This window comes from Bacillus sp. cl96, assembly GCF_900100505.1.
Taxonomy (GTDB): domain Bacteria; phylum Bacillota; class Bacilli; order Bacillales; family Bacillaceae_G; genus Bacillus_A; species Bacillus_A cereus.
In genome coordinates, this window is sequence record NZ_FNDM01000016.1 from 20,531 (window position 1) to 35,335 (window position 14,805).

The following is a 14,805-nucleotide window of genomic DNA, read 5'->3' on the forward strand; positions in this document are numbered from 1 at the left end:
GCCATGCATGCTGGATAATGAGGTAACTTTAATACTTGAGGGGATATAAGAAGAATATAAAAAAGACTCCAACATATTAACTACTTACTAATACGTTAGAGTCTTTATTTTTTTTGAATGATTGTATTTATATATCTCATACTAATACATTTGCAAGGAATAGAATAAATGATGTTAATATTACCGCTCCCCCTAAGGATCCTAATAAATCTGTTTTTGTTACTTGAAACACTTGTTCACTGTTCATATCCCTCATTCTCCTTCCTTTTTTGTTTGATTTAAAACTTCTATTATACTAATACACTTGATAAAAATACGATTAATGCTGTTAATACTACCGCTCCACTTGCTGATCCTACGAAGTCACCTTTTGTTACTTGTAATACTTGCTCTTTCATATCTTTCATTCTCCCTTCCTTTTCTTTTGTTACAAAGCTTCTATTATACTAATACGCTTGATAGAAATACGATTAACGCTGTTAATACTACTGCTCCACTTGCTGATCCTACGAAGTCACCTTTTGTTACTTGTAATACTTGCTCTTTCATATCTTTCATTCTCCCTTCCTTTTCTTTTGTTACAAAGCTTCTATTATACTAATACGCTTGATAGAAATACGATTAACGCTGTTAATACTACCGCTCCACTTGCTGATCCTACGAAATCACCTTTTGTTACTTGTAATACTTGCTCTTTCATATCATTCATCCTCCCTTCCTATAAATTATATATATGTAATTTCTAAAAAAAGTATATTTCATAGTTTTTATGTTAACGTTACATTAAATTTGATAACGTAACGTTTGTAACATTAATGTAACATAACTATTATTACGTTGCAATATAATTACGTAAAATTTATTACACTTTTTTTACGTTTTTTTATAATAACCCTCAAAAACCTTTATTTAATGCGTTTTTCACTTAGTTCACGTTTGTAACATTCGTGTAACATTACAGTCATAAAGTGAAATGTCGTCATATTCCTCTCTATTTTTGTTACAAATCGTTTATTTAGTGACACTAAACCTATCTAATCTTTACTTACTTTTAATATGAGATAAAATACCGTCTTTCCAAGATAAGTTTATATGTTTCCTCTATATAACTATGTATAATAAAAACAAAGAGGTGGTCATTTTGAAATTAATCGCATTAGATATGGATGGTACACTACTATCATCTAATCTTGAAATCTCCAAAGAAAACCTACAAGCAATCCAAACTGCACAAGAAGCTGGTCATATTGTAATGATCTGTTCTGGTCGTGCGAAAGAGGATGCTTTAAAGCTATTGGAAGAATATAAATTATCTCTTCCAGTCGGAGCAAGCAATGGGGCTATTGTTTATGTGGATGGAAAAGTAATTAACTCGCGTTGTATACAAAACGACAAAGTTTACAAACTTGCAAAATTACTAGAATCTGAAGGTTTCCCATATAAGCTATATACGAATAAAGGAGTTTATTCTCCATATACATGGCAAGATCAAGTGATGCAAGCATTCGAAGAAAATAAGCATGCGCTTGATGTTACATTAGAGGAACTTGAACGAATTACAGAAAAGCAAAAGAAATCGAACCTAATTACTGATTTCAAAAAAATAGAAGATGTTGTAAATAACCAAGAACTAGAAATATCTAAATTCTTCATTTTAACGTTTAATGCAGCGCATCGCGCACAACTATTAAGTATATTACAAGAAGATGCTGATATTATGGTTACAGCATCGGCTCCTACTAACTTAGAAATTATGGATAAGAATGGACATAAAGGAAACGGGATACAGCAGATGGCAGCTCATTTTAATATCCCTATTGAAGATACAGTTGCTATTGGTGATAATTTTAATGATGTACCGATGTTAGAAGTAGCAGGCTTATCTGTTGCAATGGGCAACGCTGAAGAAGATGTAAAAAAGCTATGTGATGTTGTAACACTAACAAACAATGAACATGGTGTTGCTCACGCAATCGAGCAATTTGTATTGAAACAAACTTCATCTATTAAATAAAAAAAGGACTCTTTCAATTTGAAAGAGTCCTTTTTTATACGTGATGACAAGCAACAAAATGCTCTGCACCAACATTACGGAATTCTGGTACTATTTTTTTACAAACATCCGTTGCAAATGGGCAACGTGTATGAAAACGACAGCCCGAAGGTGGATTTGCTGGACTTGGAATATCCCCTTCTAGTATAATTCGCTCTCGCTTCACTGTTGGATCTGGTATTGGAACAGCTGATAACAATGCTTTCGTATAAGGATGTAGCGGATTGGTAAATAACTCATCACGCGGTGCTGTCTCCACAATCGTACCTAAATACATAATTCCGATTTTCGTACATAAATGTTCTACTACACTTAAATCATGCGAAATGAATAAATAAGATAATCCCTTTTTCTCTTGTAACTCACTAAATAAATTAATAATTTGTGCTTGGATAGATACATCTAGTGCCGCCACAGGTTCATCAGCTACAATAAATTCCGGATTTAATACCATAGCTCTTGCGATTACGATACGCTGACGTTGTCCACCAGAAAACTCATGGGGATACCGGTCAATATGATAAGGAGCTAATCCACATAACTCCAATACTTCAATTACCTTTTCACGAACATTTTCTTTCGTCGCTAATCCGTGGGCCAACATTGGCTCTCCAAGCGCTTCTCCAATTCTCATTCTCGGATTTAATGAGCTAAATGGATCTTGGAAAACGAGCTGCATATTAGGGCGATGTTTTCTTAATTCATCCTTGGATAAAGAATGAACATCTTTCCCTTTAAACTTCACTTCTCCCTCCGTTTTTTGAACGAGGCGTAAAATTGTTTTTCCTATTGTTGTTTTTCCGCTCCCTGATTCGCCAACGAGACCAAACACTTCACCTTTATTAATAGTAAAACTTACTCCATCAACCGCTTTTACATGCCCAATTGTTCTACTAAATACGCCACCCTTAATTGGAAAATATGTCTTTAGATTTTTCACCTCTAATAATGGTTCACTCATTGTTCCGCACGCTCCTCATATAACCAGCAAGCTACTTTATGATTTTCATCATTTACATTTAGATTTGGGGCTTCTTTTTCACATATTTCCATACAATGCTCACAACGCCCACTAAAGTAGCAAAACTCACCTAAACCAACTAAATTCGGAACTTGCCCTGGAATAGAATATAGTTTATCTATTCGTTTTCCCATTACTGGTTTTGATTTCAATAATCCTTTCGTATAAGGATGTTTTGGATTTTGGAATATCTCTAGTACTGGGGCTTCTTCGATAACTTTCCCGCCATACATAACGACAACATAATCAGCCATTTCCGCTACGACACCTAAGTCATGTGTAATTAATAAAATCGACGTTTTAAATTCTTCTTTCACTTGTCTTAGTAGATCCAATATTTGAGCCTGAATAGTAACATCAAGAGCTGTTGTTGGTTCATCCGCAATTAATAACTTAGGATTACAACTAAGTGCAACAGCAATCATAATACGTTGTAACATCCCGCCACTCAGTTCATGCGGATAAGAATGGACGATTTCATCAGCGCGGGCTATGCCAACTTTACGAATTAACTCAATTGCCTTCTTATATGCTTCATTTTTACTAAGTAATTCATGCTCCCTTAACGTTTCTACAATTTGCTCTCCTACAGTGAAGACGGGGTTTAGCGATGTCATCGGTTCTTGGAAAATCATCGCAATATCATTCCCTCGTAAACTACGAAGCTCTTTCTCTTTCATTCCTAAAAGACTTTTTCCTTCATATAAAATATCTCCACCTACTACACTGCCTGATTCAGCAATAAGTCCCATAACAGATAACGCCGTTACACTTTTTCCGCAACCAGATTCACCTACAACACAAACAGTTTCACCTTCTCGAACAGAAAAACTAACATGATTCACAGCTTTTACTGTCCCTTCTTCTGTCTGAAAGTGTGTTTGTAAATCTTTCAGCTCTATTACCGCTTTACTCATATCTCCTCACCTACCGTCTCATCTTTGGATCTAATGCATCACGAAGTGCATCACCAAGTAAATTAATTGATACAACTGTTATAAAGATTGCAAAACCAGGCGGAATCCATAACCATGGACGCTTTTGGAAATCGATTAATGAGTTAGCTGCGCTAATCATGTTCCCCCATGATGGTGTAGGTGGAACGACTCCGAGACCTAAGTAACTTAGTGCGGATTCTCCCAAAATAGAACCTGCAACACCTAATGTAGATACGACAATTAAAATGGGTAAAACATTAGGTATTAAGTGATATATAATTTTCCGGTAATCTTTTATTCCTAACACATCCGCAGCTTGCATAAATGCTTGCTCCCTAAGTGATAAAATTTGCCCTCTTACAAGGCGTGCAAGCCCTGGCCAACCTACTAAACTTAAAATAATCATAATGACATACAAACGATAATCAGACGGTACTTTCCACTCTGATAAAATCGCACCCATTATAATAAGTAACGGTAATCCTGGCATCGACATTAAAATATCTGCAAGTCGCATAATAATATTGTCCACAATACCACGATAAAAACCTGCAATCGCTCCTAATAAAGCTCCAAGTATAACCGATAAAACCATTGAAGCTAAACCAATGGTTAATGAAATACGTCCCGCTTGCATAAGCCTTGTTAAAATATCTCTTCCTAATTGATCTGTACCAAGCCAATGAGAAAAACTAGGTGGTTTGTTAATGAGCGCAACTTGTATTTTTCCTGATGCATATGGAGAAAAGAACGGACCGATAAAACAAAATAAAAACATAAAAATTAATGCATAAAACCCTACAAGTGCCATCTTATTTTTCTTTATCTTTTTAAAAGCTTGTCGCCATGGTGATGATTCATTTCTTCTCTTTTTTTCTTTTTTTTCTGTAATTACTGTAACAGTCTCCATTTCTTCCCCCCCTTACTTCAACCGAATTCTTGGATCAACAACTGCATATACGATATCTGCTAAAAAGTTTGAAACGATTGTTAAACAAGAAAGAAACATCGTAAATGCCATCAATACTGTATAGTCACGGAAATTTAATGCTTCTAATTGAATATTACCAATCCCTGGCCAGTTAAAAATTTGTTCAATAATAATTGCCCCAGAAAACAATCCAGGTAATTCAAATGCTAATAACGTAATTGCCGGTAAAATTGCATTTTTTAATGCATGCTTATAAATAACCGTCTTCTCCTTCAAACCTTTCGCTCTTGCTGTTCGTATGTAATCTTGTCTTACAACCTCTAACATACTTGTTCTAAAATAACGAGTTAGCGAGCCGACCCCAAGAAGTGTCAAAATAAATACTGGTAAAATCATATGTTTTGCAACTTCTATCACGTAAGCAAATCCTGTTGAATTACTGCCAACATCAATCATTCCACCTATCGGTAATAACTTAAAGTCAACCGCAAACACCTTAATTAAAAACAAACCGATAAAGAATGAAGGGAATGACATTGCTGCAAAAACACCGATTGTTACAAGTTTATCGAATAAAGAATGTTGCTTCGTCGCCGAGAATACACCGATAATAAGTGCAATTAGCCAAATAAAAAACAATGCAATAATTGCTACACTAAAGGAATTCCAAATAAATTTATTTAATAATGACGTTACAGGCTCTTGATATTGAAGTGAGAAGCCAAAGTCCCCTTGCAATGCATTACCTAACCAATGAAAATAACGCTCAACAATTGGTTTGTTCAACCCATATAACTCCCTCAGTTCAGCTGCTCTTTCCGGTGTAATTTTCGGGTTTGAATCAATATAATCCCCAGGAAGAAGTGCGAACAGGACGAAGATAATAATTGATGTACCAAGCAGTGTAGGAATCATTTGTAACAACCTACGAACAATATATGTTTTCACCCTTTTTCTCTCCAATCTTATGCTTAAAATAGAAGAACATTTTTTCAAAGCGGCACATTACTAACCGAATGAAAAAATGTCTTCTACTTATACATTCTTATCGTTATTTTTCAAATGATAATACTGGTAAGTTTGCACTAATACTGTTGTACTTTTCAGGATCAATTCCTTTTATATTCCCGTTATAACCAGTAATTGTTCTACGGTAGTTTAATAGAATTACTGGTGGATCATCACTTAATTCTTTATACAATTCTTTATAAATAGGTTTACGCTTTTCGATATCTACAGTTTCAATACCTTTTTGAATTAGCTCATCTACTTTTGCATTCTTATAACCAAGACTAGTTTCATTTGCAGTAGACAAATATTCACCAGCTGTTTCACTCGGATCACTTGTAATCGGTGTCGAAACAGAAGCTAAATCATAATCCCCTTTGTTTACCTTAGAAAGCATCGTATTAAAGTCCATAAATTCAGGATTAAACTCTACACCTATTTCTTTATAATTCTCTTTCGCAATCGGAATTAATAAATCACTATCTTTAGCCGAACTTGGACCGAAATAAGAAAGTTTTAATTTTTGACCATCTTTTTCACGAATTCCATCCGAACCAACTTTCCACCCTGCTTCATCTAATAATTTTTTCGCTTTTTCTTTATCGTATTCGTATTTATTAACTCCTTCTTCCGTATAAGCCCAAGAAGTTGGATGAATTGGTACATTGGCTACTGTACCGTATCCTTTTAACGCTGTATCAACATATTTTTTGCGGTCTAATCCGTAAATAAGTGCTTGGCGAACCTTTTTATCCTTTAAGTAAGGCTTATTATTATTCATATAAATATAACTAAATGACGGTGCTGTTTCGATTTGGATATTGGCGAATTCTAAAGCCTTAGCCTGTTCAAGAACCTCATCACCAGTACCTAAGCCAGTATGGTCAACTTCTCCTGTTTGGAATAACTGAAGCTTCGTATCACCAGAAGTAATTTTATAAATGAAGTTTTGAATTTTTGGTTTACCCGCATAATAATTTTCGTTTGCTACAAAACGAACTTCTTGACCTGGAATATACTTTTCAAATTTATATGGACCCGCAGCTAATGGCTTTCCATATAAATCTTTTAAGTAATCTAAGCTTGTATTTTGCTTATAATCTTTTCCATAATAAGCTTTTGATAGTACTGTACCTCCTAAAACAAATATAGCTTGTGAATTCACTTTTTCAGTTGTAATTTTAATTGTTTGTGGATCAACAACTTGAATACCTTCAATTGAAGTTGCTTTTCCTTCCTTATATTCTTTACCACCTTTAACCGCATATTGAGAGATATCTACTTCACCTTCATATGCCTTATCATGTAAAAGCGTCAATGTGAAAGCTACATCATCCGCCGTTAATGGCGATCCATCACTAAATTTCAAATCTTTACGTAAATGGAATGTATATGTTAACTGATCAGAAGAAACGTCCCACTTCTCAGCTAATTCTGGAATTGGTTTCCCTTGTTTATCGGTTGATACGAGAGATGCAAAAATAACTGAAGTTACGTTTCCATCCCAACCATTTTGTTGGAAATATGGCAAAAATACGCCGCCTGGCTTACTAATACCAACTACTAACGTATCTTTTCTATTCTTCGCTTTGTCTGGCACTTTCGTTTTATCTGTCGCAGCGATCTTTTCAATTTTCACATTTTTTAAATCCTGCTGTTTAACCGGCTCTGTAGAAGCCGCGTCCTCCTGTCCCCCACAAGCAGACAACACAAGCGAACTACTCATTAATACCGAAAATACACCAGCCCATTTTTTTGTCTTTTTCTTCATTGTCCCCACCCTAACTTTTTATGATTATACCCTCTGAACGAATTACCTTATGTATGCCTCCCACAGCAACATTTATAGCCAATCGGAAAAGTCGGTTTTAATCGAAAAAAAAATAGATGTTTTTGAGGGGTAACAATCTTATTCCGACTTTTCCGGTAGACTTTATGGTTATTAGCTTATATCGTTCATTATGTTTTGTCAATTCTTTCTAAATAAATATTTTGAGAATTTTTCCAAAATTATCACTCTACATTTATACTTTAAGAAAACTCAGCTATAATTCGTATTAAAAAACTTAAAAATCTACTTCTATTCCTTCAACATGAAACATAGAATACTAATAACCAATTACCAAAAAGGGGGCGAAAATATGGACAACCTATTCCAATACGTCCTGCACTACGTATTATTAACAATTATGATAGTCGGAGCACTATTACTATTCCCGTTCTTCCCAAAGTTCGTCCTCTTTTTAGCTTTTTTTATCATGCTCGGGATCGCTATTATAATTTCAACGAGAGAAGATGCCACGCAAAAAGAGAGCAGGGTTCAGCGCGTAAAGCTGTAACTTTGCTCTCTTTTCGTTTTCATTCACTAGTCTCTTTTATACATATTTATCCCGCTATTTGCCGGGCAGTAAGAACCCCACCTCAAAATTCAGCGAAAGCAAAAGAAGTTAGGTCGGGGTCGGGCTGCCCGTAAAAGCCCTCACTTTATCTCTCGGGAAATAATTAGCCTTTGTTTTTGTGATTACTCCTATTGAAAAGCCACTAATGACATTTATTTTTCACCTTATCATTTCATACGCTTCACAAGCTATGCAAATTGAGGAACACGGATTTATCTAAGTTACTGTTTCACGTGAAACACATCGTTTCATTTAATCTTTAAAGCAAAATATCATTATGAAAAAGCCACTTCCTCCAACAAAACTGAAAGGAAGTGGCTTTCTACTCTTTACTCCACAATATTCTCTAACTCACTATATAACTTCGCTCGTAACAACTCTTTCATCGTTTTTTCCTCATATAATTTTTCAAGTCTTTCAACATCAGCTACATGTTCCATTTCACATTCTATTGCATATATATCTTCTTCTACATGCATTAACTCATTTTCAATCTCTTCAAGATTCCTAGCTTTTTTCTCTTTTACTGGAACCATTTCAACACTCTTTCTCCCTTGGCGTTTTTGCTTTATTACTTGCTTCTCAAGCTTTTCTTCCCATTTTTGACGAGCCCATGCATAGTTTCCTGCAAACTCAAATAATTTACATTCATCAATCCAGTACGTCTTTTCAAATAACTTATTTAAAAAATAACGATCATGTGAAACAGCTAGGATTGTTCCATTATATTGCTCAAGGGCTTCCTCTAAAACTTCCCTTGATTCAATATCAAGATGGTTTGTCGGCTCATCTAAAATTAGAAAATTGATGTCTTGATACATAAGTTGCGCAAGTCTTAACCTCATTTTTTCTCCACCGCTCAGTTGCGTTACTTTCTTAAATACTGCTGGACCATAAAATAAAAACTTAGCCAATATATGTCTTGCTTCTCCTTCTGTTACAGCTACATACTCTCTAAACGCTTCCAATACATTACTCTTCACATTTCCATACGTATGCTGTGATAAATAACCAATTTTGACACTACTACCAATTCGAATTTCACCAACGTCTGGATTTATTTCTTCTAATAGTAGTTTTAATAATGTAGTCTTTCCTGTACCATTACGACCAACGATAGCCGCACGCTCTTGAAAACGAACATGTAAATTCGCTTGTTCAAATAAAGGTCGTCCAGCAAAACCTTTACTCACTTCTTTCATTACAACAACATCTTTCCCGCTTCTCTCTTGCCCTTCAAACTGAAGACCCATCTGTTTTCGTTCTAAAATTGGCCTCTTTAATTTCTCTATACGTTCTAACGCACGTTCCATATTTCTCGCTCTTTTATGCAATCCTTCATTCGGAGGGTTCGCTTGATTTGCCCATTCACGTAGACGCTTAATTGCTTCTTTCATTTTCTTTATTTTCTTTTGTTGCTCCTGATAAGCTTGAAACTCTTGAAGTAATCTTTCTTCCTTCTCCTCAACGAACTGAGAATAATTCGTATGGTACACGTGAATCTCTCCATCTTCCAAATCAAAAATTTTCGTTACAACTTCATCAAGGAAATAGCGATCATGTGAAATAACTATAACTGTTCCAGTGTATTCTTTTAAAAATTGCTCTAACCATTCAACTGCAAATAAATCTAAATGATTTGTTGGTTCATCTAATAGAAGTAAATCTGGTTTCTGCAATAGCATATATGCAAGGCTTACTTTCGTCTGTTCTCCTCCACTTAATTCCGTAAATACTCTTGAAAATAAGTCTGTCACTTGTAAGCCATTTGCTACCTTCATTATATTTGCCTCGATTTCATAACCACCGAGAAATGCAAATTTTTCTTGAATGACTCCGTACCTCTCCATTAGCTTTTCCAAAGCAGATTGTTCCTGTTCCACCGCCATATTTTTTTCTAAAGCATGCATTTCTTTTTCTAATTCCTTTTCTACTTTAAAAGCAGAACTCAATACATCATATACAGTCATAACCTCATCAAACTTCGGAATTTGTGCGACATGACCAATACGTGTACCTTTCTTCATATGGATGGCTCCTGCATCCAAACTCTCCTTTCCCGTTAGAAGTCCAAAGATTGTTGTCTTCCCACTACCGTTACGACCAACTAACCCAACACGTTCACCATTCTTTATTTCAAGCGATATATTTTCAAATATGATGTTTCCACCAAAAGATTTCATTACATTATTTACACTACAAATAGTCATTTTCCGTACTCCTTTCAATATAAAAAACCATGAGAAAGAAACATTCCCCATGGTTTTCGGCATAGAAAAAGGAAGCCAAATAGCTCCCTTTTCACACGTTTATTAAAAATGGGTGAAGAGATTTCTATCGTTCAATAGTCACTATGCAATTGTTAAAAAAGGGCATACGTATCCCGTTAACAACTACATCATGAAAAATCGCACGACAAAAATAAATAAAATCTAAAAATTTGGCACGCGCAGCTAAAGAACGTTTCATCTCATTCACCCCTTTCGTACGGAATTTAATACTTACTTCTTTATTATACTTTCCAATTTCATGTTTGAATAGTCATTTTTCTGAAAATAATGAAGATAGACTAAACATTTCAATAAGTGACATCAAATCTTACAAAACTGTTATGTTCACGTAATGGAAAGCGATAGTACGAAAAGATGCCTCCCTATACAATAAAGATGTAAACAAGCGAGACAAACAAAAGGGGGAACAAACATGATGAAAGAAATCGTAAAAGCAATCTTTGAGGTATTAGTGAACGGACAAGCAGTTGTAAAAGAACTAAATGAACTATAAAAAGGAGTGAAGAAATATGATGAACATGGTGAAAATGATTTTACACGCTTTAGTCGATGCAAAAGCAGTTAGCCAAGAATTAAACCAACAATAAAAAGGGGTATATGAATATGAAGAAAGCCATTATTATAATTGCAAGCACAGCAATTACCTTATACACAATAAAAAAGAGAAAAAAGAAAAATAATGAAAATGTTCTATATTATCCATACACACTATTAGAGAAAAAATAAAAGACAAGGTACCCTATCGTAATGAGGATATCTTGTCTTTTATTTTTCCCCTATTCCTTTAGAGGATTTCCTTTTCCTTTTCCCGAATGTATTAAGCGGGATTTTTACACATATTTTAAAGGGGCATATATACAAATGGATACACAACAACTATATTTTTTAAACGATATCGGTAAACAAAAACCAGAAAGTATTCGGAATAGAAGCGCTGCATGTCCATTTTGCGATAAAGAACAATTAACGAATATTTTAGCAACTGATGGTTCTATTATTTGGTTAAAAAATAAATTTCCTACATTACAAGATACATTTCAAACAGTGTTAATCGAAACCGATAATTGCGAAGATCATATCGCAACATATACAGAAGAACATATGAGAAAATTAATGCAATTTTCTATTCAACATTGGTTACACTTACAGGAGAACGAAGAGTTCGCATCTGTGATTTTATATAAAAATCACGGTCCATTTTCAGGTGGAAGTTTGCATCATGCACACATGCAAATTATCGGAATGAAATATGTAGATTATCTTGAAAATATTGAAGAAGAAAATTTCCAAGGGTTAATTGTTCAAAAAAATGAATGCATTGAGCTTAATATTTCAGAGCGTCCCATTATTGGCTTCACTGAATTCAATATAATCATTGATAACATTTCATATATAGATGAAATGGCAAATTACATTCAGCAAACTGTACGTTACATACTGACAGATTTCCATAAAGGATGTAGTAGTTATAACTTATTCTTCTATTACTTAAATGGAAAAATTATTTGTAAAGTTGTACCTAGATTTGTCGTTTCACCATTGTATGTAGGATATAAAATACCGCAAGTTTCTACAAAACTAGAAGAGGTGAAAATACAACTCACGCAGTATTTCACGAAAGAAAAGGATGAAATTATTCATAAAAAAACAGAGTAGGTATAGAAAACCTACTCTTTTATTACACCTTTATTTCGATAGTACACATCTTCTAATCCGATGTTATACTTCATGTTATTATCCGTCCACTCTGGCCCTAAATTCCCTGGCCATCCAGATGTATTCGCTATATATTTCAGTAATGCAAAATCAGTCAAACCTTTTTGCACCCCACGCTTATATCCTTTCATTAAATGCGGCATTGCAATTTGCGCATTTGTACGTGGATCTTTCAGCTCATCATCAGTTAAATGTTCTGGTGCAAGCCCGCCGCCGCGGTGTAGTTGAAACAATCCGAATGAAGTTCCATTATCTCCAACACTTCTTGGATTTAATCGACTTTCATGCTCGGCAATTGCAAGAGGTATCCATTCTGGAAGATTTACTTTCTTCGCTTCCTCTATAATGATTTGTTTCATCTGTTTTGCTTCTTCTGAATCAACATAGCTTGTTCCATTCACTAGCTTATCCATTCCTTCAGACTTTCCTTGGAAATATAAATATACTCCAAGAACAACTAAAAATCCTACAAAGAATTTCTTCACTACCTCTACCTCTTTCTCCGCTGAAATTTGTCCCCTTTCAGCCTTCCCTTTACAATTACCTACATTCTATTACTCTTTTATCATAGCAAATAACTATACATATTATCATCATGCTTTAGACCGATTTTGTGAAAAAACAGCTGGTAAATACGGGCAAAAATGTAACTTTCATAGACTATAACGCATTTATTGTATATAATTGTAAACTGAACTCTATATATAGAATAGGAGCGTACAAAATGAAAAAATGCCTAACACTCTTGTTCAGCATTTTACTACTCATCCCTACCTACACCTCTGCACAAACATCATCAAAACCAAAAGTACTTGTTTTGTATAGTACACAAGACGATAAATTTTCAAATAATGTCCAAATCCTTAATACTCAATTAGGACATTTTACAAATGATATAACCGTAAAAAACTTAAAAGAAGCAACTTCAATTAATAACGTATCCTCCTATACACATATTGTTTATATCGGTGAAACAAAAGAAGCGTTTTCTGATGAAACGAAACAATTTCTAGAAAACTTCTCCGGCCCTGTATTAGTATTAGGACAAAATGTTGAACAATTATCTAAGCGTTTTTCTTTCATTACTTTGAATAGTGATGATATACGAGTTAATAAAATTGAATATCCAGACAAGAAGCTAAAAAATACCTTAGAGGAGGAACGATTAATTCAATCATTTGATACGAATGGAACTGTGCTTGCTAACGCCTTAAGCTCAAATAACACTAACCCACTAATCGTTCAGCATGAAACATCTTATTATGTTGCAACACCTAACCTCTTTGACTGGATGTCTCATTACGTCGGTGAAATGTTATTTTCTTATTTCAGCCAAAAACCAACGAAAAATAAAGTTGAAGCTTATTTACGCCTTGAGGATGTTCACCCCGCAGCAGATATAAATCAATTGAAAGAAATTGCTGAATTACTAAAAGAGAAAAAGATGCCTTACATGATTACTGTTATTCCGGTATATAAAGATCCAGATACAGGAAAGATAATACATTTAAAAGATAAACCAGAACTAGTTGATCTTTTACGCTCTATGCAAGATGATGGTGCAGCGATTATTATGCATGGTTACACTCACCAATTTTATGATAGTGAAACTGGGGAAGGTTTTGAATTTTGGGACGTAAAGACGGATCAACCAATTCGCCAATCGAAACATGAAAAACCGAAGAGAAAAGATGAATTTCCAAATATAGAGTCATATAACCAATATGTAAAAAAAGGGGAAGAGTTTGAGGAAAAATATACGACAGATCATATCGAAAAGGGGATTCAAGAACTTGTAGATGCTAAACTATATCCTGTCGCCTTTGAAGCACCTCATTACACAATGTCTCAAAAAGGGTATGAAATATTATCAAGATACTTTTCAACTTATGTAGGACAACTACAGTTAAGTGATACAACTTGGAAATCCATGCACTCTCCAGCATATAGAAGTACACCATCATTTCTACATGGAATGAAATTAATGCCTGAAACAGTCGGTTTTATTGAAGAAGATAAGCCACAAGCTATTGCTAAAATGAAAGCAAATGCTTTATCTGTTGCTAAATTATCCGATGGGATTATTGGAGCATTCTATCATCCTTACTTAGGTGTGAAACCATTAAAAGAAGTGTTAAAGGATCTAGAGAGTATTCCAAATATAGAATGGATTGATTTACAAAAGGAAAAGAATGAAATAAAAATGAAAGATATTCATATTACTACGAATAAAGACGGCATTCACGTTAAAAAACCAACAAGTGCAAATGACATAATTGATTATATAAAGCAATATGGCTTCTTCCTTATACTAGGATTCGTTATCATTGTCTTTCTTTTATTATTAAAACGTGCGAAAAAATTAGAATCCTAATACAAAACCACCGAGCGGAACGCTTGGTGGTTTTTTGTCATATATCAAACCGTGGCATTTTACTAAATAAATTC

At 34.4% G+C, this 14,805-nt stretch carries 17 protein-coding genes; 5 read left to right on the forward strand and 12 right to left on the reverse strand.

What is annotated here, in order from left to right:
- Positions 1–136: 136 nt before the first annotated feature.
- The 4 genes from BLT20_RS25565 to BLT20_RS25580 are packed head-to-tail and all read right to left on the reverse strand — an operon-like array spanning position 137 to position 709.
- The gene (locus BLT20_RS25565) at positions 137–247 is read right to left on the reverse strand and encodes a DUF3948 family protein (RefSeq protein WP_001083690.1); all 111 of its coding nucleotides are present in this window, start codon (positions 245–247) and stop codon (positions 137–139) included.
- A 43-nt stretch (positions 248–290) separates the two neighbouring features.
- The gene (locus BLT20_RS25570; protein ID WP_000654250.1) at positions 291–407 is read right to left on the reverse strand and encodes a DUF3948 family protein; all 117 of its coding nucleotides are present in this window, start codon (positions 405–407) and stop codon (positions 291–293) included.
- Between the two features lie 34 nt (positions 408–441).
- Positions 442–558, reverse strand: a complete 117-nt coding sequence (locus BLT20_RS25575) for a DUF3948 family protein (RefSeq protein ID WP_000654250.1) — start codon at positions 556–558, stop codon at positions 442–444.
- 34 nt (positions 559–592) lie between these two features.
- Positions 593–709, reverse strand: a complete 117-nt coding sequence (locus tag BLT20_RS25580; RefSeq protein WP_025988984.1) for a DUF3948 family protein — start codon at positions 707–709, stop codon at positions 593–595.
- A 432-nt stretch (positions 710–1,141) separates the two neighbouring features.
- Here BLT20_RS25580 and BLT20_RS25585 point away from each other — a divergent pair, with 432 nt between their 5' ends.
- Positions 1,142–2,014: a Cof-type HAD-IIB family hydrolase gene (locus BLT20_RS25585; protein ID WP_000766420.1), complete on the forward strand. Its 873-nt coding sequence runs from the start codon at positions 1,142–1,144 to the stop codon at positions 2,012–2,014.
- 34 nt (positions 2,015–2,048) lie between these two features.
- Here the strand turns inward: BLT20_RS25585 and BLT20_RS25590 are convergent, their stop codons facing one another.
- The 5 genes from BLT20_RS25590 to BLT20_RS25610 form a co-directional block, all read right to left on the reverse strand.
- Positions 2,049–3,014 carry an ABC transporter ATP-binding protein gene (locus BLT20_RS25590; RefSeq protein WP_001294518.1) on the reverse strand — a complete coding sequence of 322 codons (966 nt, stop codon included), beginning with the start codon at positions 3,012–3,014 and terminating at the stop codon, positions 2,049–2,051.
- On the reverse strand, positions 3,011–3,991 hold the full coding sequence (locus tag BLT20_RS25595; RefSeq protein ID WP_000030737.1) for an ABC transporter ATP-binding protein: 981 nt from the start codon (positions 3,989–3,991) through the stop codon (positions 3,011–3,013). Before BLT20_RS25595 ends, BLT20_RS25590 begins: the two co-directional genes overlap by 4 nt.
- A 10-nt stretch (positions 3,992–4,001) precedes the next feature.
- Complete coding sequence (gene opp4C, locus BLT20_RS25600; RefSeq protein WP_000451077.1) at positions 4,002–4,922, reverse strand: oligopeptide ABC transporter permease; 921 nt, start codon at positions 4,920–4,922, stop codon at positions 4,002–4,004.
- A gap of 12 nt (positions 4,923–4,934) precedes the next feature.
- The gene (locus BLT20_RS25605; protein WP_000860748.1) at positions 4,935–5,891 is read right to left on the reverse strand and encodes an ABC transporter permease; all 957 of its coding nucleotides are present in this window, start codon (positions 5,889–5,891) and stop codon (positions 4,935–4,937) included.
- 103 nt (positions 5,892–5,994) lie between these two features.
- On the reverse strand, positions 5,995–7,722 hold the full coding sequence (locus BLT20_RS25610) for an ABC transporter substrate-binding protein (RefSeq protein ID WP_000730692.1): 1,728 nt from the start codon (positions 7,720–7,722) through the stop codon (positions 5,995–5,997).
- Positions 7,723–8,092: 370 nt separating this feature from the next.
- On the opposite strand from BLT20_RS25610, the gene BLT20_RS25615 reads away from it, so the two are divergent.
- Positions 8,093–8,290: a hypothetical protein gene (locus BLT20_RS25615; RefSeq protein ID WP_000369254.1), complete on the forward strand. Its 198-nt coding sequence runs from the start codon at positions 8,093–8,095 to the stop codon at positions 8,288–8,290.
- Between the two features lie 389 nt (positions 8,291–8,679).
- Here the strand turns inward: BLT20_RS25615 and abc-f are convergent, their stop codons facing one another.
- Entirely contained in the window at positions 8,680–10,611 is a 1,932-nt protein-coding gene (gene abc-f / locus BLT20_RS25625; protein ID WP_002025206.1) for a ribosomal protection-like ABC-F family protein, read from the reverse strand.
- A 73-nt stretch (positions 10,612–10,684) separates the two neighbouring features.
- Positions 10,685–10,819: an RAxF-45 family protein gene (locus BLT20_RS31165; protein WP_000830643.1), complete on the reverse strand. Its 135-nt coding sequence runs from the start codon at positions 10,817–10,819 to the stop codon at positions 10,685–10,687.
- A gap of 419 nt (positions 10,820–11,238) precedes the next feature.
- On the opposite strand from BLT20_RS31165, the gene BLT20_RS25635 reads away from it, so the two are divergent.
- Together BLT20_RS25635 and BLT20_RS25640 are read left to right on the forward strand one after the other, a co-directional pair.
- Complete coding sequence (locus BLT20_RS25635) at positions 11,239–11,367, forward strand: hypothetical protein (RefSeq protein WP_002023099.1); 129 nt, start codon at positions 11,239–11,241, stop codon at positions 11,365–11,367.
- A 135-nt stretch (positions 11,368–11,502) separates the two neighbouring features.
- Positions 11,503–12,297 carry a DUF4931 domain-containing protein gene (locus tag BLT20_RS25640; protein WP_000381031.1) on the forward strand — a complete coding sequence of 265 codons (795 nt, stop codon included), beginning with the start codon at positions 11,503–11,505 and terminating at the stop codon, positions 12,295–12,297.
- Between the two features lie 11 nt (positions 12,298–12,308).
- On the opposite strand, the gene BLT20_RS25645 is transcribed toward BLT20_RS25640, so the two are convergent.
- The gene (locus BLT20_RS25645; RefSeq protein ID WP_000713249.1) at positions 12,309–12,842 is read right to left on the reverse strand and encodes a transglycosylase SLT domain-containing protein; all 534 of its coding nucleotides are present in this window, start codon (positions 12,840–12,842) and stop codon (positions 12,309–12,311) included.
- A gap of 239 nt (positions 12,843–13,081) precedes the next feature.
- Here BLT20_RS25645 and BLT20_RS25650 point away from each other — a divergent pair, with 239 nt between their 5' ends.
- Positions 13,082–14,731: a DUF2334 domain-containing protein gene (locus BLT20_RS25650; RefSeq protein WP_000710599.1), complete on the forward strand. Its 1,650-nt coding sequence runs from the start codon at positions 13,082–13,084 to the stop codon at positions 14,729–14,731.
- Positions 14,732–14,805: the final 74 nt, after the last annotated feature.